Origin of the sequence: Chitinophaga sp. S165, from assembly GCF_003182155.1 — a bacterium.
GTDB lineage: Bacteria > Bacteroidota > Bacteroidia > Chitinophagales > Chitinophagaceae > Chitinophaga.
On sequence record NZ_QGTG01000001.1, the window covers coordinates 663,219 to 688,365 of the forward strand.

The 25,147-nt window shown below is 45.7% G+C and carries 17 protein-coding genes and 1 riboswitch; of the genes, 9 read left to right on the forward strand and 8 right to left on the reverse strand.

Annotated elements, in window-relative coordinates:
• Window positions 1-19: 19 nt before the first annotated feature.
• Together C7475_RS02510 and C7475_RS02515 are read left to right on the forward strand one after the other, a co-directional pair.
• Window positions 20-283, forward strand: coding sequence for a hypothetical protein (locus C7475_RS02510; protein WP_146217443.1), 264 nt, complete (start codon window positions 20-22; stop codon window positions 281-283).
• A gap of 154 nt (window positions 284-437) precedes the next feature.
• Complete coding sequence (locus C7475_RS02515) at window positions 438-1,382, forward strand: aldo/keto reductase (RefSeq protein WP_110050699.1); 945 nt, start codon at window positions 438-440, stop codon at window positions 1,380-1,382.
• A gap of 809 nt (window positions 1,383-2,191) precedes the next feature.
• On the opposite strand, the gene C7475_RS02520 is transcribed toward C7475_RS02515, so the two are convergent.
• Window positions 2,192-3,142 (reverse strand): NADP-dependent oxidoreductase, encoded by a 951-nt coding sequence (locus C7475_RS02520; protein ID WP_110050701.1) that lies wholly within the window; start codon window positions 3,140-3,142, stop codon window positions 2,192-2,194.
• A 22-nt stretch (window positions 3,143-3,164) separates the two neighbouring features.
• The gene (locus tag C7475_RS02525) at window positions 3,165-4,451 is read right to left on the reverse strand and encodes a voltage-gated chloride channel family protein (protein ID WP_110050703.1); all 1,287 of its coding nucleotides are present in this window, start codon (window positions 4,449-4,451) and stop codon (window positions 3,165-3,167) included.
• A 51-nt stretch (window positions 4,452-4,502) separates the two neighbouring features.
• A riboswitch (Fluoride riboswitch) is annotated at window positions 4,503-4,586 on the reverse strand.
• 144 nt (window positions 4,587-4,730) lie between these two features.
• Between C7475_RS02525 and C7475_RS02530 the strand changes: the two genes are divergently transcribed.
• From C7475_RS02530 to C7475_RS02555, 6 genes are all read left to right on the forward strand, one after another.
• A complete protein-coding gene (locus C7475_RS02530; protein ID WP_110050705.1) occupies window positions 4,731-5,600 on the forward strand; it encodes a phosphatase PAP2 family protein in 870 nt (289 codons plus the stop codon).
• Window positions 5,601-5,768: 168 nt separating this feature from the next.
• Window positions 5,769-7,724: a caspase family protein gene (locus C7475_RS02535; RefSeq protein WP_110050707.1), complete on the forward strand. Its 1,956-nt coding sequence runs from the start codon at window positions 5,769-5,771 to the stop codon at window positions 7,722-7,724.
• Window positions 7,725-7,737: 13 nt separating this feature from the next.
• Window positions 7,738-9,444: a hypothetical protein gene (locus C7475_RS02540; RefSeq protein WP_110050709.1), complete on the forward strand. Its 1,707-nt coding sequence runs from the start codon at window positions 7,738-7,740 to the stop codon at window positions 9,442-9,444.
• A gap of 40 nt (window positions 9,445-9,484) precedes the next feature.
• A complete protein-coding gene (locus C7475_RS02545; protein ID WP_110050711.1) occupies window positions 9,485-10,528 on the forward strand; it encodes a MoxR family ATPase in 1,044 nt (347 codons plus the stop codon).
• A gap of 53 nt (window positions 10,529-10,581) precedes the next feature.
• Window positions 10,582-11,721 (forward strand): hypothetical protein, encoded by a 1,140-nt coding sequence (locus tag C7475_RS02550; protein WP_146217444.1) that lies wholly within the window; start codon window positions 10,582-10,584, stop codon window positions 11,719-11,721.
• Window positions 11,718-16,223, forward strand: a complete 4,506-nt coding sequence (locus tag C7475_RS02555) for a caspase family protein (protein WP_110050715.1) — start codon at window positions 11,718-11,720, stop codon at window positions 16,221-16,223. Before C7475_RS02550 ends, C7475_RS02555 begins: the two co-directional genes overlap by 4 nt.
• A 430-nt stretch (window positions 16,224-16,653) precedes the next feature.
• Here the strand turns inward: C7475_RS02555 and C7475_RS02560 are convergent, their stop codons facing one another.
• The 6 genes from C7475_RS02560 to C7475_RS02585 form a co-directional block, all read right to left on the reverse strand.
• Entirely contained in the window at window positions 16,654-17,544 is an 891-nt protein-coding gene (locus C7475_RS02560; RefSeq protein WP_110050717.1) for a hypothetical protein, read from the reverse strand.
• Window positions 17,545-17,733: 189 nt separating this feature from the next.
• Window positions 17,734-17,928 carry a hypothetical protein gene (locus tag C7475_RS02565; protein ID WP_110050719.1) on the reverse strand — a complete coding sequence of 65 codons (195 nt, stop codon included), beginning with the start codon at window positions 17,926-17,928 and terminating at the stop codon, window positions 17,734-17,736.
• Window positions 17,929-18,024: 96 nt separating this feature from the next.
• Window positions 18,025-19,110 (reverse strand): efflux RND transporter periplasmic adaptor subunit, encoded by a 1,086-nt coding sequence (locus C7475_RS02570; RefSeq protein ID WP_110050721.1) that lies wholly within the window; start codon window positions 19,108-19,110, stop codon window positions 18,025-18,027.
• Entirely contained in the window at window positions 19,103-22,309 is a 3,207-nt protein-coding gene (locus C7475_RS02575; RefSeq protein WP_110050723.1) for an efflux RND transporter permease subunit, read from the reverse strand. The genes C7475_RS02570 and C7475_RS02575 overlap by 8 nt, the downstream gene beginning before the upstream one ends.
• Window positions 22,310-22,326: 17 nt before the next feature.
• Entirely contained in the window at window positions 22,327-23,748 is a 1,422-nt protein-coding gene (locus C7475_RS02580; protein WP_110050725.1) for a TolC family protein, read from the reverse strand.
• 74 nt (window positions 23,749-23,822) lie between these two features.
• Window positions 23,823-24,197, reverse strand: a complete 375-nt coding sequence (locus C7475_RS02585; RefSeq protein WP_146217445.1) for a hypothetical protein — start codon at window positions 24,195-24,197, stop codon at window positions 23,823-23,825.
• 127 nt (window positions 24,198-24,324) lie between these two features.
• On the opposite strand from C7475_RS02585, the gene C7475_RS02590 reads away from it, so the two are divergent.
• On the forward strand, window positions 24,325-25,020 hold the full coding sequence (locus C7475_RS02590) for a LytTR family DNA-binding domain-containing protein (RefSeq protein WP_110050729.1): 696 nt from the start codon (window positions 24,325-24,327) through the stop codon (window positions 25,018-25,020).
• Window positions 25,021-25,147: the final 127 nt, after the last annotated feature.

Genomic DNA, 25,147 nt, shown 5'->3' on the forward strand with positions numbered 1-25,147 from the left:
ATTCAAAAAATCTATGCTAATGTCAGTGCCAGTCTCTCTGTACGGAGAGCACTTCACAAAAAACGCACCTGAAATAGATACGGAAACAAACGCAGCCTGCTTATGGGATACAATGGATAGCGGCGCAAATGGTAAAGCGCTCAATATACGTAAATTTATGGTATCTGTTTTGAGACAAACTCGTACATTAGAAAAACAATATAAAAGAACAAGAAGAATTCAAGAAGAATTAAGGATTAAGAATAGGAAGAGCAGGAAGAAAGAAGCGGAAGAAAAAAAATAATTATAAGAAGATCGTAGACGAAAAGAATTAAAGAATAACAAGGCTAGCCTTAGTGCAAAGTAAGAACAAGGCAAGAACAAAACGTAAACTGCATCGAACAAAAAAATATAGCCAAAGCTATAAGCTAATTATAAACGAATAAAACGTAAAAGAGATGGAAAAAAGACAATTGGGCAGATCAGCTTTACAGGTTGCACCTTTAGCTTTTGGCGGAAATGTATTCGGCTGGACAGCGGATGAAGCATCATCATTTTCTTTATTAGACGCATTTGTTGCCGCAGGCTTCAATACCATAGATACCGCAGACTCATACTCTCATTGGGCGCCGGGTAACAGTGGCGGAGAATCTGAAACGATTATCGGCAAATGGTTAAAGAAAAGCGGTAAACGTGATCAGGTGATCATTTCAACAAAAGTAGGCGGCGGCAAAGTAAGAGACCTTTCACCTGCCTACATCGAAAAGACTGTAGAAGATTCTCTGCGCAGATTACAAACAGATTATATTGATCTGTATCAGTCACACTATGACGACCCCAAAACGCCTGTTGATGATACACTTGCTACCTACGACAAACTTGTGAAAGCCGGAAAAGTAAGGGTAATAGGCGCTTCGAACTTCAGCCCTGAAAGGCTCTTACAATCGCTGGAATCAAGTGAAAGGAATGGTTATCCAAAATATGAGTCTCTACAACCTTTATACAATCTTCATGATCGTCAGCATTTCGAAAGAGAATATTTACCCATTACACAGCAATATGAACTTGGTGTGATAAGTTATTATTCTTTAGCTAGTGGTTTTCTCAGCGGAAAATACAGAAGCAAGGAAGATGCTGCTAAAAGCCCGAGGGGCGAGAAAGCTGTCAGCTATCTCGATGACCGCGGGCAGAATATCCTTGAGACGCTTGATGAAGTGGCGGCCGACTTTAACACCACTCCTGCGAGTGTTGCTATTGCATGGCTGGTACAGCGTCCCGGGATTACAGCTCCTATTGTAAGTGCGACTGATACAAAGCAGCTGGAGGATCTTGTAAAAGCTACTCAACTTGGTCTCGATGCCGGGGCGATAGAGAAGTTGAATATCGCGAGTGATTATCTGTAACAGTACGCGGATCTTAGGTGTTTTTTTCTGGTTGCGCGGATCTTAGGTGGTTTTAACGCTGACCTTCTTTGGCTTGGTGTTTTTTCTGGTTGCGCGGATCTTAGCTGACGGTGATTCCAGCGATGACCTTCTTACTTCGGTTTCAGTATGGGCTTGTGGACTGTATCCCTTTTCGAGTCCTTACTATGTAGCTTTTTCAAGCGTAGGGGCCGTTGGATCGCTATTTAACTCCCGTCAAGCGTATGAGCACTCTCAAAGGGATAAGGCCCACAAGCTCCATCTGAAACCTCGTCGCGGCCAGTCTCCCAATAACGATAATAAACAGAAAAGGCCAGGACTTCACACTAATTCATAGGTTTGATTGCTATTACCGAGATTTCAATTGTTAAAGATGAATCTGCGTTTAGCATCAATGCCAGTCTCGCATTTGGGTGTGTACCCCGATTGGGCTGATAGTCACTGTCGGGGTAACGTATGTAAAGTCAAGAATAATTACGTCAATGCAATAGTGGGAAGGCGAGGAACTTTATTGTCTTTTCAAAGTTATTGGGAGACCGTAACAACGAGGTTTCAGATGGAGATTGTGGGCCTTATCCCTTTGAGAGTGCTCATACGCTTGACGGGAGTTAAATAGAGCGCTAAAGCCCCTACGCTTGAAAAAGTTTAATAGTAAGGACTCGAAGAGGGATACAGCCCACAAGCCCATACTGAAACCGAAGCAAGAAGGTCAGCGCTAGAATCACCGTCAGCTTAAATTCGCGCAATGCAACAATACACAAATCCAATGTAAGAATATCCACGTAAAATACTCAGCCAATCCGCACTACAGTCTTTCCGATACCCTTTAATTTCCGGCTCACTTCAACAGCCGCCGCGACCTCCTCCATACTGATCACCTCCCCGACCGGTACTTTTATAGCCCCGCTATCCACGGCATCCGCCAACGTATCCAACGAAGCCGGTGTTCCCTGCGTTTCGAAATTGCCCCCGGTAATGCTCCGTGCCCGCAAAGACTCTTTATCCGCCACAAAAGCGGTCGTCAGTGCAGCCCCTCCCACTTTCACAAGTGACGTCATTGTCTTGAAGACCGTTTGCGGACTGACAAGATCGATCAGACCTTCAACGCCTGAAGGATATTTTGATCTGATCTCTCTTTCTACAGAGAGTTTCTTGTAGTTAATCGTTTCTTTGGCACCAAGCTTCTTCATCCGCGCAGCGCCTTCCTCACTGCTAACAGTTGCTATGACGTATATTCCCTGCATATGCGCGAGCTGTACGATGAAGGAGCCTACTCCGCCGGTAGATCCGACAAGCAGCAACGTTTGTTCGTGCTTAAGTCCGAGGCGTTCCAGTAACTGAAGAGCAGTCATTCCTGCGGTAGGTATTGCTGCCGCCTCAAGCAGGGGAATGCTCTTTGGGGCCATGGAGATCGCAGCTTTCTCCGGTACGACAACATATTCCGCATAGGAGCCTTCACCAATAGGAGAATGTATAAACTGTCCGTAGATATTATCACCTGGTTTGAAATGCGTAACACCTTCCCCGATAGCCTCAACGGTACCTGCTCCGTCCACTCCGAGGACCATAGGGAAATTATGTGGCATTTTCCCATCGAGAATGCCGTCTATTAACTTCCAGTCAAACGGATTCATACCTGCAGCGGTTACACGTACGAGGATAGTACCAGGTTTAACCTGCGGTGTGGGCAAATCCATCACCTGTGGAATGGCTTTAAACTGGGGAACGGCGACAGCCTTCATAAATTCAGTTCGAGTTGTCTGGTTAATCAATATGATGGTCCTTGCGTACTGCTATACGTTGTGCACTGTAAATACCAGCATGACCGCTGAAGTAGTAAGCAGTGAAACAAGCTACAGCAAAATATAGTACATGCGACGTGCCAAAAAGCTCTACTCCCATTAAAGTACAGGCAATAGGCGTGTTTGTGGCACCTGCAAATAAGGCAATAAATCCGAGACCTGCAAACAAATCGACGGGAGCCCCGAAAAGTACTGCAAGTGTATGCCCTAAAGCAGCTCCGATAAAGAAGAGCGGTGTGACCTCTCCTCCTTTGAAGCCCATACCCAGAGTGATGGCAGTGAACAACAATTTCCATAACCAGGCCCAGGACGAAAAACTCCCGTTACTAAAGGCTGAGACAATACTAACGCCGTCAGGATCCGGACTGGTCACACCCAAACCGATATAATCGCGGGTACCAAGTAAGTAACAACCTGCGATAATAATGACGCCACCTGCCACCGGGATGAGCCAGGCCGGGCGGATCCATTTCTTTGCGCCTGCTTTTATATTATGCATGCAGATTGAAAAGAGATTGCTGACAAGCCCAAAGGCAATACCGGAGATCACTACTTTTGTTAGTAGTAGAAAATCAAAGTGGATAAAATGGAAGACGATGTTGCTTTTATCAAAAAGGATCTGGTAATGTGTATGATGAATGCCCCAGGCGGAGCAGACGATATCTGCAAACACGGCTGCTATGAGACAGGGGACCAGTGCATCATACCGGATGAGGCCAATAGCCAGTACCTCTAGTGCAAATACTGCCCCGGTAAGAGGCGTGCCGAAAACGGCCCCGAACCCGGCTGCTATTCCGGCCATGAGGATAATACGTACATCTGCGGCCGAGAGGCGCATCCAGCGGGCCAGCATATTGGCCATACTACCTCCTATCTGTACTGCGGTCCCTTCCCTGCCGGCAGAGCCTCCGAACAGATGGGTAATGATGGTCGTTATCAATACCAGTGGCGCCATTCGTGCGGGTACGCCGCCTCCAGGCTGATGGATCTCTTCCATAATGAGGTTGTTCCCGGCTTCTGCATTACGACCTAGTTTCTTGTATAAGAAGTAGATGAATACCCCGGCTAAAGGCAAAAGATAAAGCAGCCAGTCATGCTGTTGACGAATGGCGGTCACTTCTTCCAGTAACCACAGAAATAAAGCTACGAGGGACCCTACGACGATGGATACAGGGATGATGATTACGGTCCAGCGGATCAGCTGATAAGCGATCAATAATTGTTCCACCGAATGTTTAATGTATTTCATTAGCCTACAAATAATTACGAACGATCAATCCTCTCCTTCCCGGAGAAGACGTTATTTGCAGGCGCCATCAGACTTGCCGTTGATTGTGAGGCGAAGACGGTTCTTGTGCAGGAAGACACCATTTCCTGGTATAACACAAATATACCATTTGTAAGTGTAAAAAAGTGAAAATATAGTTAAAGACGTGTGATTTTTAGAATGTCTACAGTTTCTTTTGGCAAATTTGTATTAACTTAAATACAATTACCAGTAACGTAAAAAGAATTCAGCAAGTCAAATATGAGATTGTTCTTACTGCTTAGCCTGCAACTGTCGACAACGTACTGTGCCTATGCTGCTGCAGACACAGCTATTGTAAGTATCAGCGGAGATACTACAAAATCTACAAATGTTGTGCCAACGACAGCATCGACAGAAAAGGAACAGACACCTGTTCCTGTATTTAATACAAACCTGAACTACGGGCGTCGTATTCCAAATTACACCGCCAGACTTAGTAGTATTATCGTTCCCACAGCAATGCTTACCTATGGCGCCGTATCACTGACCGGCGGCAAATTACGTTCACTGGACCGCACTACCAGAAAGGAGATCATGGAAGATCACGGAACTTTCCGTACTGATATTGACGACTATCTGAAATATGTACCTGCTGCTGCGGTGTACGCATTGAACATGGCGGGCATCAAGGGTAAACACAATTTCGCAGATCGTACCATTTTACTGGGGATGTCATCTGTTATCACCAGCGGGGTCACATTTGGTGTGAAGAGCGCTACTAACAGGCTTCGTCCTGATGGTTCCACTTACAACTCCTTCCCTTCCGGTCATACTTCCATCGCTTTTATGACCGCCCAATTCATGTGGGAGGAGTATAAAGATGTAAGTCCGTGGTATGGCGTAGCCGGTTATGCTGTAGCTACGACTACCGGTGTATTGCGTATTTACAATAACCGTCACTGGGTAAGTGATGTTATTGCAGGCGCCGGAGTTGGTATTCTGAGCACTAAAGCTGCGTACTGGATGTATCCGAAGATACAGCGTCTCTTCGTTCATGATGCAGGTCCTTCTTCAACAAAAGTTTTACTGATGCCGAATTATAATGCACAGTGGAAGTCCGCAGGACTGTCACTGATGCTGTTGAAATAATTGGTCATAACAATATTTTCAGGCAGGGACCTTTACTGGTCCCTGCCTTTTTTGTGCTGTCCCCTATCCGATATGATGCCTGCACTTCCCTCTCTCCTTCTGAATATCAGCCCCAACTTGGTATTTTGTCTGGAATAGTTTAATTTGAAGATATAACACCCCAAATGCATGTCAAGTATTTACGCTTTGTTGGTTGGTATCAACCAATATCATCCGGATACTGATATTAATCCCCTGAGTGGCTGTGAAAATGATGTAAAACGTTTTGAAGAATACCTCGGACAATTATTCCCGGAAGAAAAAAGGACAATAAAAACACTATCAGGGCATCAGGCCACCCGAGATGAAGTTATCGGACAGTTCAAAGAAGTACTAATTGATGCCAGCATACAGCCGGGTGACATAGCTTTATTCTATTTCAGCGGACATGGCTCCTATGCACGCAGCAATCCCGCCTTTGACGAATTTGATGTACTGGGACTGGATGAGACATTGGTCCTATATGATAGCCGCTGTGACGGCAACTACGACCTGGCCGATAAGGAACTAGCCTTATTATTGCATAAGATACCCCAGGGAGCGGATATCGTTTGTATTATAGACTCGTGTCACTCAGGCTCCATTACCAGGGAATTTGAGCCTGAAAACGCCCAAAAACTACCAGTCCCCGGCAGCGCCAAACAAACTCCCTCCCGCGATGATGAAGAATACCGTGAACTATCCGCGTATCTGAGCCCAGACGAGGACTTAAGCTACGCAAAGATGGCGGCTGAAGGCCGGCTGTTAATTCCATCTACCCGGCATATTGTTCTGAGTGCCTGTGCCCGCGGCGAGGTAGCGTACGAAAGTACTACAGCTCCTACCGCCATATTCACGAATGCACTGTTAACTGTTTTAAAGGAAGGGCAGCCCAGCTATGCCAGTTTGTTTGAATACGTCCAGGCACTGTTACAAAGACAATCCGAGCCACAAACGCCCCAGTTGAGGGTATATGAGGGGTATAATCCAGATAAGATCTTCCTGGGACAAGGAATACAGGAAGGTCAGCCTTTATACCAGGTACAACGCCGGAAAGGCAAATGGGCCATCAATGCGGGGGCCATACATGGATTAAAGAACGACAAAGCAAGTATGCAGGCTACCACTATCAATATCTACCGGGATAAGGCGGATACTGTAAGGTGTACCCTGGCTACGGTCGGATTAGACACAAGTGAATTGTCGGGCGTCCAGCTTACTCCAGGATTGTATCCGGCAGGAATAAGCAATCTGCTCCCCATCATCGATGTCCTTGTGGAAGCGCCGGCAAATGAAGTATCGCAATGGATGCGGATAGCGGAAAAGGGTTCCCGTCAGGGGAAAATAAGATCCATCACCGGTAAGGATATCGGGTATGACTATAAAGTAGCTTTTGAAGATGACGCTATTGTGCTGAAAGACCATAGCGGAAATCTTGTTCATGGGGCCAGGCCTGTTAACGAAGAGACGATCGGCTATATGTATGACTGCTGCAGGCAGATCGCCCAATGGAAGTTGCTTTTGCAGTTGCAGAACCAGGCAATGAAGGAGCATGACTTTAAAATTGATTTCAGTGTGGACGTACAGGTCGATCCGGAAAAAGATGTGTGGCGATCTATCACTGACAGCGATACGCTTATCCTTGCTGATGGCCAGCAATTATTACGCAGCATCCGGCTAGAGAACAATTCGGATGTTGAATACTATGCAGCTGTATATTCACTCTACTCCAACTATGGTATTAAAAGAAGAACAGAAGATGTTGATGCCAGCTTGCTGATTAAAGGCGTTCCTATACCTGCATTGGCAAAGCGGGCGCGATTATTTATTGCCGACTACCTGGTTGAAGATACACTGCGATTAAAGCTGATCATCAGCAAACAACCTTTTAAAGATTTCTTTATCAGAGAATACGAAGGGTTAGAGCAAGAGATCGTGAACCTGGAGCATAACCCGGCAAACCGTGCTGCTTTAATGGGTATAGACGATGACACCATAGACCTGGATTGGTACGCTAAAACTATCACGATCCGTCTTGTCAGGTCTAAAGGAAAGATATTGCCACCGGAGTTATCTGCTGATCCCTCTACAGAGAAACTATTTTAAGCTATTGTCCGAAATGACTGATACCTGTCCATATTTCATTTTTGCTTTCGCAGATCCCATCGGGGACCTGAAGTTTATTGTCGACGAGGAAGAAAATATCGATCTGCTACTCCAATATGACCGTTCCAACAAGGTATTAGGCTTTCACAGAATACCAAAAGCTACAGGCCCTTCAATTATCAGGAACTTTGAACAATACCGCCAGCACGAGCCATGCTTCTTTCATTTCAGTGGTCATGCCAGTCACATAGGGCTTCACCTGGACGACGGCAATACAAAAAGTGCATTGGCATTATCTTCCATTCTCACCAACAATAGCGCTATCAAGGTACTATTCCTGAATGCCTGCAGTTCTTCAAGGCTTGTCAAAGAGATACTTGACCAAACCGGTGTGGAAGCTATTATTGCTACACGGGCCGCCGTTTATGATGAGCTGGCGGCGAAGGTATCCTTATCCTTTTATGAGCACTTTGTGGTGCAGAAAAAGTCCTTGCAGGAGGCTTATAATTATCTGTATGGAGACTATGAGCAAAGTTGTGTCGAGAAAAAAAGTAAGTCAAAGAAGCTGGTCGGTGAAATGGATGAGGAGTTGCAATCCCTTGATAAGACCGAAAAATTTGCATGGGGGTTATTTACAAAAAACACGGAAATATTGAACGCCAGTGTAGGCAATATACGAATGCGGTCGCAGGTGTCACTTACAGAAAATGAGGTGTTGATCGGAAAGCTTGAAAAAGACTTAGAGAAAGCGCAGCGGATGATGAAGCTTGCTGAGGAAGACCCGGAAATATTTGAAGAGCTTAAGATAAAGGTGGAGCATCTGAAGAAAATGCTTGACGAAGCCAGGTGCCTGAAGACCACGATCATACAGACCAACATAGCGAAGACGGCCGATGAGATCCTGAAGGAAGACCTGTCGGTATTTGAATCGGCCCTCAAGACACTCAATTACAGAAAGCAGCGTGGCGTATTCAAGCTGCAGGGCAAGCCTATCGGCGGGTTGGTAATGACCGGAGACAGGGATAGTGTACTTGATCTGTTATACTACCATCTGTTATTTGAGAATAAGGTTTACGAAAACAACCAGCTTACTTTTCCTTTCGATCCTGCATCATCGATCTATGATGAGTTCTGGACAGCATTGATAAAGTGGCTGCATCTGAATATCAATGCGGATAATTTAAAAGAGCAGGACAAGAAGGACATCTTAAAATATCTGATCAGGGACAAATTCTGTGGAGGCGTGGGTATAGCGCACCAGGATATCGTTTTCAAGATCATCTGCAGTAATAAAGACCTGACCCGGCTGGAATCGACGTTAGATGAGTTCTGGCGCTATTGGGATATCTGCATCGCTGAATTAAATTTAAGCATCCAGATGCAAAACTGGCATCATAAGATACTATTCTTTCTCATCGATGAGATGGAGACTGTCAATGAAGAAAGGATGAAGGACTTTGAAAAGACCGTGACCCAGCTTAAACAGAAAGGACGGTTTAATGATTGTTTGCAGGTATTATCGCCCGTAGACAAAATGACGGAAGAAGACCTGACCAGATGGTTCGAAGCGCAGCCCCAGTTAGACCGATTAGGATTGAACGCCACATTGGCGAAGGAGATCTATCAGCAAAGCAATGGCACCATCAGGCAAATACTGAAAATACTTAAAAGTAAGGTAGAATTTGAAGTGCCTTTCATCTCACGGTTTCAGATCAGTTAGTAGATATTTTCCAATTCACTAAATATAAAATGCTATTGATATGGCTCACCCCTCATATTTAAGCGAACAATTAAAGAGAACGAAAGAAGTAGACAAAGGCCAGGGCAAGGAAACAATATTCCCCTACTTCGCAGATGAGGAACTGCGTAAAGCGGTGAACCTGGCATTGTTCCTCAACCGTCCGCTGTTGCTGATGGGAGAACCGGGATGTGGGAAGTCGTTACTGGCAAAAGCTGTCGCGTATGAATGGTATAAGGGAGAGTTGTACAATCAGCATAAATATTTTGAATGGAATGTAAAGTCGACCTCCAAAGCAAGAGAAGGATTGTATGAATATGATCACCTTCTGCGGCTCAGAGACGCTAATTTCCAGGGCCAGGGTAACAACATTGAAGACATCGAGCGATACAGGCGCTGGGGGCCGATGGCCGAAGCCATGCGGCATAGTGAAGCCGGTAAAAAGGCGGTTCTGCTGATCGATGAAATAGATAAAGCAGATATTGATTTCAGTAATGATCTATTAACAGAACTGGAAAGGAATAGTTTTTATATACCTGAGACGGATGAATCTCCGTCTTTTGAGCATAAGCCATTTATAGTGATCACCAGTAATGGGGAGAAAGACCTGAGTGATGCGTTCCTTCGCCGCTGTGTATTTCATTACATCGATATGTTCTCTGTGCAGAAGCTCGAAACAGCGGATACGAAGGCCTGGCTGGAAAGGATACTGAAGGCACGGTTCTACGAACCACAGGAGGAAAGCGATCCGTTGATTGAGAAGGCCGTTATGACTTTTGTAGCGCTCCGTAAAGGCATGAATACAGAGGCCAGTTTGTACCGCAAGGCTATCAACACCAGTGAATTCATTGATTGGTTTGCTATTCTTAAAGCATGCAGTGATCCTGAAACAGGTCCGGTTACACTGGCGGATGATCCGGCGTTCAGGGATTGGCTGAATGAAACAACTAATGAGAACAACCATGTACCGGTACCGTTTGGGAATGTGTTATTCAAAACAACTACCGCGTTGTTCAACTTCAAGACAATGGAGCAACCTTTATCTACCGAGGCACAACAATTATGATGGAGCAGCAACCAGATATAACGTTCCCTTTACAAAACGCTTTCCTTGAAATTATGAGGACAGAGAAGGCTTTGCCGCAGAAAGGGGTGGATCTTTCCTCCTATCTCTTACTGATCGATACGCTTAAAAATGGTTATGGCCTGACCTCAAAAGAAGAGTTGCTGTTCCTCTGTAAAAAGCTCTGGCTGAAGCCATTCCATCTTAAGAGTAATATCATGAATGAACAGATACTGGAAGAAATACTTAACAGGCATCTGGGAATATATGCGCAGCTGGACATCCCGGTTCCCATTGATGAGAAGTCTGCAAAGAAGGAGGAGAAGATCGGCAGTGATAGTAGTAAAGAAACAAAAACATCCGCAGAAAAACCCGGAGAGGAAGGCAGCGAAGACAAAAAGGAAAATAAGAAAGAGATTGAAAACGTTCCTGACGAAGAAGCAGGTGAATTGAACTTCTATATCAGTGAGGTTAAAGATGATACGACTGCCGCAACTACGGACAATAACTATAATCATCTGTTCGGAAAAAAGAACTATACGTTTGATAATCGCTATCTACCTGTTAGCCGGCGTTTCATCGAGCAAACGATCCGGTCGTTACGATACAAAGTTCCGGGTGCCGGCCGTGCTACTATAGATATTCCGGCTACAGTAGAAGAAGTAGCCAGAAAAGGTTATTTCAATGAATGGAAATTAACGGAGGAAGACGGCTTTGTGACCCGCTGGACCTTACTGATAGATCATGAAGGGTCTATGATCGCATTTAAAGACCTGGCAGATGCCGTGGTGGAAAGTGCTACTACCGGCAGTGTGAAGAATGAGGGAGACGTTTTCTATTTCCGGAATTATCCTTCGGAATATTTATTCACCAATCCGGAGCATACGAGAAGTGTAAAACTGCGGAAGCTGATCACAAGTCCGTCGAGGAATATTCTCATTGTCAGTGATGCGGGAGCAGCGCGGGGCTATTATAGTGAAGATAGGGTCAGAAAGGTATTCAGGTTGTTATATCAGTTGCGGTCGCATCGTATAGCCTGGTTGAATCCCTTACCTGAAGCGCGATGGAAAGGGACATCTGCTGAGAAGATCAGCCGTTATGTGAAGATGTTTGAGCCTGGGAATGATAATAGCGATCATATGGGAAATATCATCCAGTTCTTCAAAACAAAAGGCGTTTCAAATATCGGTCAATGAGCAACAATAATGATCATACACAGGAAGCCAGGAAAGCGATACAATCGTTCGTGGATAAGTATGCGCAGCTATATCCGAACGGTGACCATGTGGAGCTTATACAGATGGCGGCGTTCCCTATTGCGGTGACCGTGCATCTGTTATATCAGATATGGGCCAACTTTGGAACATTTATGAAGAACGGAGCTTCAGTTAAGTTACATGCGCTGGCGGTGAACGATTGCATCCAGAGCAACATCTTCCGTCAGACGGGTCCTGACCTGTTTGAGATGGACGCCAATGTACGTCAATGTCTTTTACAGGACCTGCGGGCAAACAGGGGCAATCAATTTGTAAAGGAGGAACTGGCGGCTTTTCTATATCAGTATTCAAGGCATAACACACAAGGAAGCGCATGGAGGAATTATTATGACGCCCAGCAATGGGCGGCGGTTATGGAAGTAAACACAAGGGGTGCTGCTGAACAGATACTTAGTTCTCTTGCACAGGAACTGCAGAAGAAGAACACCAGCCGCGGATTGGGTATTGTCAACCTCATCACTGCGTTGGAGAAAGATAATAAACAGTTCTCCGGGTTGCTGCAAAAGGCTTTAAATAAGCCTGAATCTTTGACAACTGAGCCCGCGGGGGTAACGTCGAAACGTATTGTGCTGACGGATCAGGTGGTGGATGGCAGACAACCGGTTAAGATCAATCTGCCGGGGGCGTTGAGTAAGAAGTTGAAGACGATTGTGAAGAAGGAGACATCAACCATAGATGATAAAAATAATGGGAATGCAAATAAGACATATGGTCTCTTTATAGAATTGGGAGATGACATTATTAAAACAGAGATAACACAAATCAAAAATCTCTTCATTGAAAAGGAATATATACAGCCAGAAAATGTAAGTATTTTATTCCCCAGATCGGAAAATCCGACATCTGAGGTGCGGGAGCTGGTTAATAAATACTTATCCCTTTCAAAGGAAGGCGACACGATGATCATTTACGCAAGATATGGGCCTCATGTGGCGGTTAACCCGGGACTTACACCGAAGATCTTAAACGACCTGATTACAAGCCAATTTCCGAATCTTAGTCCCGATGTTATTTGTATGCTGGAAGGCGACAATATTCTTAGTGAATGGTATTTTGAGATATATTCAACATTCAGTCTTATTATTGCAGGATATGGCATAAATGAAAAAAAAGACGAAAGCTTATTTAAAAGTGTACTTGCAAGTGCTGCCAACGACATTACATATGCTCAATTCTATTCCACTCTTCTACAGGAATTTTTAATAGACAGAACCTCCGCTGACATTTTCAGCTTACCACATCTGATACCAGGGGCGTTAAACTGGGATAACCTGTTATTCTCCAGAACAACATCTGAAGCTATAGATGAAGCTAAAAAGATGCTAATTGACATGGGGCGTGGACCGGGATCAGAAAACAGTATTATAGAACTACATGAAATAATTAGCGAGGGTATACGGGAGCAGGGCAGACAAAAAACGATGGCCCTGTTAAAAATATTCTTCCTGCACCAACAGGAGAAAATCGTGAAATGCTGCTGGTTACTGCAGAAGGAATATGACTACGACATGGAAGGAATGCCGGGAGTTTCCTCAAGAACTATATTGTGGACACACTTTTTCGATGCGGAAGGCAATAAAGGGCAGCATGATATAACGGGACTAGTTAATCTATTGCTCGAAACAAATGTCCTTTTTCTCGGTTTAGGTCCTCAATTACTTTCCCCACTACATAGAATCCGGCTAAAGACGATTCTGGATATCTGCCGCGGAAGAAGAATTCTGTTATACTATATTGTAGAAGAAGAATTCGAATGGGGACTATTAAACATAGATGCGGATGATTTGTCGTTGGGAGGAGCGATATTATCTGATTACATCTCGAAGGAAGGCAGGGGTTCATTCCTGAAAATTGTATATAAGGAAATCGAGGATATGATCGGCAGGGAGCAACCAAAAGAAGACTATGGTCCGGGACAGGCGTACGGCATCTTCGTCGGTATAGATCAATACATGGACAAGAATTTCAATCTGCATGCATCAGTAAGCGATGCCAATAAGATGCTGGAAGTGCTGACACATGAAAAGCTGCTTGCAGAAGACAACAAACGTTTATTCCATGACAACGAAGCCACAAGAGATAATGTAGCCGACTTTTTCCGGAAGGTGCTTTTTAATGCAAAAAGCAATGATACTATTATATTTTACTTCAGCGGGCATTCAAGTAATCAGCAGACTAACTCGGCGCTTTTCTTTCATGACCTGGATGTAAGCTCAGAGTATACCAGTCAGGCGGAGAATGGTATTTTGACTGACTTTGAATTTAAACAGCTGGTCTTATCTGCACCCAATAATCCTACGATAATACTTATACTTGATACACATGGCGGTAGCCGCCATTGGCTGGATGAAAACAATCCAAAACACTTTTCCCTGATGGCCACGCACCTGGAAGAGAAGTGTTATGAGCTGAATGGTATAGGCGGGATGTTGACAGACGCTTTGGCGCAGCATCTGCGTGGGCGTCCCCGTACAATGTACATCGATCTTTACAAAGCAGTACTTGAACACTTCCTGAATTTGGCCAATGAGGGTAACCAATGGCAAACCCCATTGTTTGTAGTGCATAAAGATCATTGGAAAGATATTCTTCTGCCTAAAATAGAAGACGTTGGAATTGGTGTAATGACTACTATAAAGAACTATGAAGATCTTCAGGCAATAGACGCCTTACAATGCTTATACTATTCGCAGGCAGAAGCAGGCATATTTACTTTTTACAACCAGCTAAAATTCGCATTGCATGAAAAAAGAGTTGATCTTGAACATGTAAATACCTGGTCTGCAATTGATAAATCATTTTCCGTTCATAACCGGTTCCCGGATATGATCTTTATTGGCTTAAAGCAGTCCATGTATGCTTATGAGCCGAGGTATAACATTGAGAAACTACTGACGATCGCTTATGCCATGGAGATCCCTGTTTATTTTATTCTGGAAGATGAAAGTGAAGCTGATCCATCAGTGTACAAGGATTATCCTTTATTACCTGCTGATAGAAGGCCAGTGATATCCGGTGAAGATGTCAATAAACTGATACAAGAACTGGAGGGTGTTACGGGGCCGTTGATCAAATATTTGAAGCCGGAGGAGGAAGATTATGAACCATGGGGAATGTCCATTGGTATCACGCATTATGAGAATCTTCCGGGACTGCCTGCCGGAGTACACAATGCCAGAAGATTTTCAGACTGGCTGTCGGGTGCGCTGAAGAACAAAATTAAACGCGATCATTGCTTTACGTACCTTACAGGGTCGGATGTACAAGTTCAGCGGAGTGATATCGACAAAACTATCAGACGGCTTGTCAGCATGGCAAAAGAGAATAAAAAGCGGGCATTGTACATTTATTTATGCGGATATATGCCCAGGAATTCAGACGATCTGCTGCTGGCGTCATGGAGTGCGGAGCGAAGCAATGCTATCATAAGCATCACACCATATCTTAATTCTTTGTCCAATGCCGGATTTGCCAGGGTAGTTGTTTTTGCTGAGTACATACCGGTCGATTTTACTTTCGAAAGATCGCCTAAATTGTTTTCCCTCGATTCAGCTCATCTTCCGGCGCCTAGTTGCGTTTATCAGGTCCCATTAAGGGTCAATGACAACATCCCTTATGAGAATAACAGTATTGTATTGGATGGATTATATGGAGAGGCCGCTGTAAACAACAGTCATACAATTACCACGAGCTCTCTCCGGGATTATATAGACAAACGTTTTGAACTTGAAGGTATCGATGAATCGCCCAATTTTGACATAGTAAACTCAGAAACTAAATACTTTACTATTGCAGATCTTGACCCTAAGATCAGATCATCCACCAATACGCGAGCCTTCAAACACAAATGGATCCTTATAGCCGGTACCGGTAAAGACCGTCTTTCTCAACCGGAATGGATGATGAGTAATGCGCTGGCCAGAGAGTTGGCCAAAGCCGGCTATGGCATTATCACCGGGGGCTGGCCAGGCGTGGATGCTGTTGCTGCCGAAGCTTACGCTATTCAACTGGCTGAAGAGAGAATCCTTGATAAGCGCTATCTTCAACAGGTTATTCTTGAAACCCAGGAACCGGTATATAACGGAGGCCTGATAATACGGGTTGCAAACGAGACATTATGGTATGAGACCGTATTGGGCAGAGCTTATGCATTGGTAATGATCGGAGGATTGGGAGGCACCTATATATCTTATGAAAATGCGGAAAAAGCGAATGTACCGGTTATTCCTGTTGGCGCAACGGGTGGGGATGCAGCGAGAGCATTTAGAGAAATGGAGAAAAGGAGGTTATTACCACGGCATCTGTTGAATGAACTGAACAGGCCTGTAAATAATTATGACGATGCAGAAAGAATAGCTGCGGCGATATGTGGATTTCTTGATGAAAGGTTGGATAATCAATTAAATCAAAATGTGAGTTGATATCGTGATGTGGGGATATGGGGCAAACAATAACGGGGCGATTGATATGATGTTTCGATAACGGGGCGATTGATACGAAACCCCGGGTTTACACTCGGGGCTACAGACAGGGGACTCCTAACGGAGTCCTATTGTGTTTTGTTAATACCTCGAACGGATGCCGTAAGCGTATAGTAAGGTAGACGTTGCACCGGACGTGAGCTGGACTTATAAGATATGATGGGTAAAAGTTATGAAGTTGCATGATTTTTCTTCCCGAATAGGTCATTAACAGTGAACATATAGACACAATGTGTGAGTTATCTGATAGGTAGGTAATTAGTTGGGTTCAAACTGACATAGGTATTCATCCGGAAAGTGAGTTCCGATTGTTTGGGAGTTAACATACTATCTTGTTTTATGTAATTACAGCGAGATCATAAAGGCTGTTTTAGTGATCATTAGTTAGTGAAGGTAGTAGCAGGAGGTCAACAGATCCCTTTACAAATGGGGGATTGAAAACACGCTGGGGTTTAAGGTTTGGATATCGGGGAATGATCTTCAGCAGCGGGGCGTTGTTCTTATATTCGCGCTGAACCTTTACGAGCTGTGATACCGGCGGAAGTACTGCGATAACATCCAATGCGTAACCTTGTCTATTACCTGATGGCAGCAGCTGGCCGTTCACCCCGATGTGGGGTTGTACTTCGATTAAAACGATCCTCAATCCTTTATGGGCAGCGCTAGTACCGGGGATGGGACCAATAGTAAGTGTGATAGCGTCACACGGTTTCCTATTCGTTATTGTTACTGTTTCAGATGCTGATACTTCCAGGGCGCTTCTTTCGAAGTTTGCTGATATAATAATCGCTTTGATGCTCACGTCGGTCACTCCCTTTGGCGCGTTGGGCCTGAGACCGGAAAAGCTGAGTTGTACCCTACCCTGAACATCTTCCGAAATAACTTGTGTGCACGATAACAAGCGCTGGTGGTTGCTATGTGCACTGAAATGGAAGTCATTTAACGACTGCATGTTGGTTACATTCAGGCGCCGTTCACCGGCCGGGCGATACTGATCATTCTGGATAGCGCCCGTCAGTGCTTTATTAAGGCGAGTAATAACGTTACTGTCGTAATACCGATGCAACTCCGTATACAATGCATGACGTAATTGTGCGCCAGCTTTACTGGCGGTGCCGAAATCCTTTGCTGCCCGTTTCGTAGCGGGACTTTGCCTTACCTCCAGTGCTTTACGCCGGAGGAAATATTTCCCATTCCTGAGATACCCGACCCTGTCGCCGAGTTGCCCGGTAAAGGGAAGAATGCCTTGTTGTTTTCCCATGTTCCATAATTTTACCCTAAAGCTATTAAATAGCTGGTTATGTGAACATTAGGAAACCCATTATCTTATAAACATATTGTGAACATTTTATAGATAATGCTGATTCAAGACTAGACTATATATTATTTCCATATTAATACCTACCCTCCTATTCTATCTCAGGGTGTCAGCTAATAATGGGTGGACTGTCTAAGCTTTACGCCGTTTTGCGTCAGCTTTATCCTTTCCATCGTATTCATTTTCATCATACCCTTCGAGGGTATTGTTCTTATCGTCATTAAACTCTTTTTTCTCACCCGGTTTAATGATATCGGCAGCAGTCGCAACCTTACGTTTTTCCAGCTTGGTTGCACGCTTTTCGTTCATGGATTTTTTGGTAGTCATATCAGTATCTTTTACCCATGAAATACAAAAATGCTGCCGGAGGAATAAAATGAAACAGCCGCCTTGTCACTAATGAGGCGGCTGTTTCAATTATCGTTAATCTATCCTTACTCCTTCTTTGATCTCGTCATTTGCGTGGATAACGACCATATCACCCGGATTAAGGCTACCGAACACTTCAGATGAATCGCCATGATGATTGCCCTCCTGAACGTCTATCCAACGGGTATATCCCTCCCTGATGGCAACGACGTACTTTTTCTCGGTAGAGGTGACCACTGCACTGGCGGGCACCACCATTGCGTGAGCGGAACCGGTAACGGGGATGGTGATCTCTGCGTACATACCTGGCTTTAACAGATGTCCCACATTTTGTACATCCACTTCTACAGCTTCAGAGCGGTAGCGGTCATTCAGCGAACCGGCCTGGCGGCTGATAGCACCTGCGAATGATTTCCCAGGCAGGGCATTTACATGAAAAGACACCTGGCGGCTGGCCGACAGTTGTGCGCTATAAGCTTCCGGCACCTGCACCACCAGACGCAGCCTGTCTTCCTGCTCCAGCATCAGCATAGCGCCTCCTTCCAACTTAGTATTGGGACCGACCAATGCTCCCGGATGGACATTACGTTCTGTGATGACGCCATCAAAAGGGGCTGTTACTGTCAGATAGCTCCGGGTAGCATCCAATGCGCGCAGATTAGCCAGTTCACTGTTCATGATGGCACTGTCGGCCGCCATGCGGGCGTTAGCCACTTCCACATCATGCGCAGAAATGGTGCCTGGCGTTTCACTAACGGCAAGCGTACGTTCGTAGTTATCTTTGGAGGCTGCAAATACTGCCTTTGCCTGGAGGTATTTAGATTGCGCAGCAAAGTATTGCTGAATGATCTCAGGTGCGTCGAGGGTGATCAGGACTTCTCCTTTGTGCACAACACTGCCTCTGTCGACCGATACAGATTTTACAAATCCATTTACCCTCGGATAAATACTCACCCGTTGATAGGCTTCCAATACAGCAGGCAGCTGTATACTGGAAGAAAGTGGTTCGTTAACAACTGAAGCAAGCTCGAACTTTTTGCCTTTACTGTCTTTCACCACCGCCTTCTTTTGCGGGGCCTTTTCATGGCACGCGGTGAACAACAATCCGACAAGGCCTAGAGTGACTATATGTTTATGCATGAGTGGTGGCTATTTTAGTTTTTTTGATTTTTGTTTTGGGCATAAGTGAAGGATCATCATAAGATGCCTTCCGCTGGATGGCGGCATATACCAGTGGTAAGATCAGCAGGGCTGCGAGAGTTGAGGCGATCAGTCCTCCAATTACGGCCCTGCCTAAAGGGGCTGTCTGGTCGCCGGATTCACCCAGTCCGGTCGCCATGGGAATCATACCCGCAATCATTGCGAGACTGGTCATCAGAATAGGCCTCAAGCGGATGCCGGCGCTGGTGATAGCGGCCTTGTACGCGTCCCGGTATTCCAGTCTGAGCTTTTCTGCATTAGTGACAATGAGGATTGCGTTAGCCACAGATACACCGGTGGACATGATCATGCCCATATATGATTGCAGGTTCAGTGTTGCACCTGTCAGCAGCAGCATGATGAGGGCCCCTGCAATAACTGCCGGAATTGTCACCAGTACGACGAAGCTGAGTTTGAACGACTGATAGTTGGCCGCCAGCAGTAAGAAGATTACTGCTATTGCGAGGAGGAGACCGTTCTGCAAACTGGACAACGTGTCGACCAGGAGGCTTGAACTGCCTTTTAACTCTACCTTCACACCCCGCGGAGGCTCTCCCATCTGGCCGATAGCAGCCTGCACGGCCGTTGTTGCTGTGCCCAGATCTTTCCCTGTGATGTTTGCGCTGACGGTTACAAAACGCCGTGTACCGGCCCTGTCAAATTCTCCGGGCATCTCGCTGTTGGAAAAGGTTGCGACATCGCCGAGTACGGGTCTTGGCTGTCCTTTCACGAGCGGGATCTCTTTCAGGTCGTTAATGGTCTGCATGATATATTCCGGTATCTGTACCTGCACCTGGTAAGTGTAAGCTACCTTCTCGTCTAGCCACTGGTTCTTTTCGGTAAACCTGCTGGAAGATGTTGACGCAGTTACCGAGCGGGCCACCTGGTACATATTCAGTCCCATCTGCGCCACCTTTAAACGGTCTATATTGATATTGATGACCGGATAATGCAGTGGTTGCGCGATCTGCACGTCACGGAGATAGTCCAGCTCTTTCAGTTTGTCCACCAGCTGACCGGCGTATCCGGCTATTTCCTTCATGTTCTTGCCCGCTACCCGGACTTCGATAGGCGTAGCGGCTCCCTGAGCCATGATCTTCTCGGTCATGTCCACCGGTTCAAAGCTTACCCTCATTTCGGGCATTTTAGCCTTAATAAGCGCCCTTAATTCATCTTTGAGGGCTTCTATATCAACTTTGTAATCATCGTTTAAATTGACCTGTAATACCGCTTCGTGCGTACCGCTATTGAAGATGTACAGGTTACTGGTACCATAACTGCTTGGGATCAAACCGACATATCCGGAGCTGATAGCTACATTGCCGTTCACCGTACTATCGATCAAAGTGAGCACCTGATGCACCTTCTCTTCCGTTCTTTCAAGACGGGTACCGTCCGGCTCTTTCAGGCGTAGCTGGAATTGTCCGCTATTGACATGGGGCATCAGGTCTTTCCCGATTATCATAAACGCTGCGCCTGCGCTTCCCAGGGCAATGATGACATACAGCGTGATCACCCAGCGGGAGCGCCTGCCCAGCCATTCAAGCAATCCTACAAAACGGTTTTTGAAACGGTCAAAGCCGCCTTCTTTTGCAGGATGTTCCTCATCATGACTGATCTGATCAATCTCTTCATTGTCCAACGCCAGACCGTGATTGAACTTACCTTCTTTCAGCCACCAGTTGGCCAGTACGGGTACCAGCGACTGTGCGGCGAAATAAGAGGCGATCATGGCAAATCCGATAGAGAGCGACAAAGGAAGGAACATCGCTTTGGGAACACCTGTCATAATAAGGGAAGGTGCAAATACTGCCAGGATACACAAGAGTATCAGCAGCAAGGGGAAAGCTATCTCTTCACTGGCTTCGTAAATAGCTTGTCGCTTGGATTTGCCCATTTCAAGATGCTGGTGAATGTTTTCAATTGTCACTGTTGCCTGATCGACCAGTACACCAATGGCCAGTGCCAGTCCGCTTAAGGTCATGAGATTGATGGTCTGCCCAGCCAGTTGTAATCCTAATACGGCAGCTAATATCGCGATCGGTATAGTGATCACGACTACGAGACAGCTGCGTAGGTCTTTCAGGAACAACAGCACCATCAGCCCTGTTAATAAAGCTCCCAGCAAACCTTCCGTCAGCAGGCTTTTAACTGCATTGATCACAAATACCGATTGGTCAAATTCATAAGAGACCTTTACGTCTTCGGGCAAGAGGCTCTGCATCTCAGGCAATCTTGCTTTCAGTGCTTTTACCACTTCCCAGGTAGAAGCGTCGGCAGTTTTCACGACAGGTATGTAAACGGAGCGTTTCCCGTTCACCAGTGCATAATCCACCGTAATATCGGCAGCATCAGATACTCTTGCCACATCCTTGACAAAAACGGTGGAATTGCCGTCGGTGGTGATCGGGATGTCTCCAAAATCCTGCACTTCTTTTTCCAGTGAGTTAATGGTTGTTACATACATCGTGTTATTGATGCGGATATTGCCGGAGGGCGTCATCACGTTGTTCTTTGCGATGGCCTCTACCACTTCATCCGCACTCATATTATAACTGCGTAAGCGGTCGGGGTCCACATTGACAACTACAGACCGTGAATTGGCGCCAAAAGGAGGCGGTGCAGACAATCCGGGCACGCTTCCGAACATTGGTCTGACGCGCGTATTGGCAAGATCATAGATGTCCTTTAACGACCGGTTAGGGCAACTGAACACCAATTGTCCGACGGGCAATGACGAGGCATCAAAACGCACTACCTGTGGAGGCAGCGCGCCCGGTGGGAAGAACTTCATGGCGCGGTTCACCTGTAAGGCCACCTGTGCCGAGGCTTCCGCCATATTGGTATTTTCATAAAAAGAGAGCTTGATCATGGTAAGCCCTTGTATATTCCTGCTGCTGATATTCTTAATGCCATTCACATAAAGGAACTGGTCCTGCAAACGGGTAGCAAAGAAGCCTTCCATCTGCTGGGGAGACATTCCTCCGTAAGGTTCTATCACATAGATGGTCGGCAGGTTCAGCTTCGGGAAGATATCTATGGGAATATTCATGACAGCCAGTACTGAAAACAGGAACATGCCGAGAGTAAGTACTACAACGGACAATGGCTTTTTCAGTGCGCTTGTGACTAATGACATAATTATGTTTTTTGATATTACTGCTTGCGGGCAACTTCGAGTTGCTGCACCAGTTCCTGAATATTGTTAGCCGTAAATGCCTGTGTAAAGAGCGCCTGCCAGGCTGCGTTGCGCGTCTGTACCAGGTCTGTTTCCGCCCTGTTCAGAAGATACAATGCATTGGTAACTTCAATGATGTTGGTCAGTCCTCCTTTATACAATGCCATCTTCTGCAGAGCAGCGGCTCTGGCGGCATTGAGCTGTGCAGGCATCTCCTGCAGTTTATCGAGAGATGTGCGGATATTAAGCCTCGCCTGCTGCAGCTGATTATCCAGTACGGCTTGCGTGGATTCCAGTTGTACGGCAGCGGCTTTTGTACGCAGGTGCTGTTCCCTCATTTTATCTCTTGTATGTCCTATGTCAGCGAGGTTATAAGTAAGCGCCACTCCGGCCAGGTAGTTATATCTGTTGTAACCAAATCCGCTCCAGAGGTTTTTATTATAGATATCGTTGAACTGTCCGCTGGAGCCGCGCATCCATCCTGATGCCAGGAGGGATATTTTAGGTAATGCTGCTTTCCGGATGACCTGTTCATGCTTTTCCTGTTGTAGCATCAGGCCATTGTAGTACTGCAATACCGGATGTTCTTTCGCGACGTTTACTGTATCATTCAGGCTGGTTAGCATAGATAAGAGACCGTTGTTATACAGTGTATCCGCTTGTATAGCACTGGTGTCTAATCCTGTAAGGATACCCAGGTGCAGGCGCACACTGTTGTAGCTATTCTGTATATCGAGGTAGTTCAATCTTGCTTTGGATAATTCAGCAGCTGCTACAGAGCTATCTACGCCGGGTTTCAACCCATGTAGTACAATGGCCGTCACCGCCCTTTGTACGGAGCGTGTACGTGCTATATTGTCTTCCTGGATCTTCATCAGTGAACGGAACTGTAATAATCCCAGATAATCCCGTACGGCAGCTATGGTCAGGTCATTGGCGGTAATGTCTGCATCAAGGCTCAGTACTTTTTGTTGCTGAACTGCTTCCGCTTTCTGTGAGCGATAAGCACCGAAGTTGTAAACTTCCCATTGGACCTGTGCCAGGGCGATATTACCACTCATGACATCATTCCTGTTTGCACCGCGGATACCACCGGATGTAGAAGGAATCGTACCCAGGGGAAAATAAGACCCATAGATCCCATTGTCGGTTCCGACCGTAGCCTCTTCCACCAACTTGACCGATGGCCACCAGTTATGACTGATATCTGTCGTGTGTGCAAGTCCGGCCTGAGATAATGTTTGTTTTGCTTTTAATGATGGGTAGTGTTGAAGGGTCAGGGCAATCGCCTGTTGCAGGGATAATTGTTCCCCGCCCGATTGTGCATGTGCATACCGGGGTACGCTACACAACAGGCATAACATGATCACCCACATCCCTGCAGCAATTCTTTTATTCATAACTGACAGATGTGTTAAGTTTCCGCAAGACGCGTGTCTGCGGTATTAATAAAATACATGTAGAAAAATGGAGATCAGGCTATCGGAGGGCCACGCCAGTCGCTGAGTGTGACGGCAACACTGATATAGGATTCTTTATATCCCTTGTAAACAGCGTGGATATAAACGAATAAAGACTTAATGCGGATACTGGGAACAAACAGACATAACTCGTGATAATCGTTCAGCGCCCTTGTCCGGTGATTATACCTGCGGGCGCCTGTGCTCAGATGCAGTGTTCCATCAACATCGGCTGTTGTATTAATAGCGCCATGATCGGAAGTGGTCTTGCTGATGTGGGCTTGTAAAACAGTCTGTGTTGTAGTGGACGTAAAAGCGGGCTCTCCCTGCAGTAAAGGCAGGAGAAAGATACATGACAAGAACAGTAAAAGCTCTTTGAGCTGTTTCACGTTGAGACCCATTAATACGTATGCAAGATATTTAAAGAAAATTATAATACATAGCATCCCCTATGTTTTAAGCGAATTATAATCTCCCTTTAAGGCCGCTGGAATACAGGTTCCCTATCTTTGCTACATGAACTGCCTCATCATTGACGACAATAAACTCGCACGCACGGCCATGAAACAGCTGGCCAGTCATGTAGACCAGCTACACGTAGCCGGTGAATGTGCAAGTGCCTTAGAAGCTTATAATATCCTGCAGAAGGAGAAAATAGATCTGCTGTTGCTGGACATTGAAATGCCTGGTATGAATGGCATTGAGCTGACACGTAACATCGGCAAAAAGGGTCCGGTCATCATCTTTACCACTGCTAAAAAAGATTATGCAGTAGAGGCGTTTGAATTGCATGTGGCAGATTATCTTATTAAACCAGTGACTCCATCCCGCTTCCTGCAAGCTATAGAACGGGCAAAGGAAGTGCAACAGGCGAATTCCAGAGAGCTTCATGATACGGATAATGAGTTCGTATTCATCAGGGATAGCGGTACGCTAAAGCGGATCAAACTCGATGATATCCTTTACCTGGAAGCGATGGGAGACTATGTAAAATTGCATACCCCACAGAAGTTTCATGCAGTTCATTCAACGTTGAAAGCAATAGAGGAAAGATTACCAGATACGAAGTTCATGCGTGTGCACAGGTCTTATATTGTAGCGCTGGATAAGATAGAAGCGATTCAGGATGGGGCAATTATAATAGTAAAGAATGCGGTACCGGTTGCGGATGCGTATAGGGCTGCGCTGAATGGCAGGTTGAATTTGTTGTGATGAATATATAATCCGCATTGCAATCGTGGATATAAACATGAAACCCGGAGGCATCGCCCCGGGTTTCATGTTTATATCCACGGGTTATCCCCCTGGCCATTCATTCTCCGGGTGATAACCGGGACCA

What these genes read in the sequence shown, in the direction of transcription:
- C7475_RS02525 (WP_110050703.1), bottom strand. Translation starts at nt 4,451, where the DNA reads ATGAAATACATTAAACATTCGGTGGAACAATTATTGATCGCTTATCAG.
- C7475_RS02540 (WP_110050709.1), top strand. Translation starts at nt 7,738, where the DNA reads ATGACTGATACCTGTCCATATTTCATTTTTGCTTTCGCAGATCCCATC.
- C7475_RS02580 (WP_110050725.1), bottom strand. Translation starts at nt 23,748, where the DNA reads ATGAATAAAAGAATTGCTGCAGGGATGTGGGTGATCATGTTATGCCTG.
- C7475_RS02560 (WP_110050717.1), bottom strand. Translation starts at nt 17,544, where the DNA reads ATGGGAAAACAACAAGGCATTCTTCCCTTTACCGGGCAACTCGGCGAC.
- C7475_RS02565 (WP_110050719.1), bottom strand. Translation starts at nt 17,928, where the DNA reads ATGACTACCAAAAAATCCATGAACGAAAAGCGTGCAACCAAGCTGGAA.
- C7475_RS02510 (WP_146217443.1), top strand. Translation starts at nt 20, where the DNA reads ATGTCAGTGCCAGTCTCTCTGTACGGAGAGCACTTCACAAAAAACGCA.
- C7475_RS02575 (WP_110050723.1), bottom strand. Translation starts at nt 22,309, where the DNA reads ATGTCATTAGTCACAAGCGCACTGAAAAAGCCATTGTCCGTTGTAGTA.
- C7475_RS02570 (WP_110050721.1), bottom strand. Translation starts at nt 19,110, where the DNA reads ATGCATAAACATATAGTCACTCTAGGCCTTGTCGGATTGTTGTTCACC.
- C7475_RS02545 (WP_110050711.1), top strand. Translation starts at nt 9,485, where the DNA reads ATGGCTCACCCCTCATATTTAAGCGAACAATTAAAGAGAACGAAAGAA.
- C7475_RS02515 (WP_110050699.1), top strand. Translation starts at nt 438, where the DNA reads ATGGAAAAAAGACAATTGGGCAGATCAGCTTTACAGGTTGCACCTTTA.
- C7475_RS02555 (WP_110050715.1), top strand. Translation starts at nt 11,718, where the DNA reads ATGAGCAACAATAATGATCATACACAGGAAGCCAGGAAAGCGATACAA.
- C7475_RS02530 (WP_110050705.1), top strand. Translation starts at nt 4,731, where the DNA reads ATGAGATTGTTCTTACTGCTTAGCCTGCAACTGTCGACAACGTACTGT.
- C7475_RS02550 (WP_146217444.1), top strand. Translation starts at nt 10,582, where the DNA reads ATGAGGACAGAGAAGGCTTTGCCGCAGAAAGGGGTGGATCTTTCCTCC.
- C7475_RS02590 (WP_110050729.1), top strand. Translation starts at nt 24,325, where the DNA reads ATGAACTGCCTCATCATTGACGACAATAAACTCGCACGCACGGCCATG.
- C7475_RS02535 (WP_110050707.1), top strand. Translation starts at nt 5,769, where the DNA reads ATGTCAAGTATTTACGCTTTGTTGGTTGGTATCAACCAATATCATCCG.
- C7475_RS02520 (WP_110050701.1), bottom strand. Translation starts at nt 3,142, where the DNA reads ATGAAGGCTGTCGCCGTTCCCCAGTTTAAAGCCATTCCACAGGTGATG.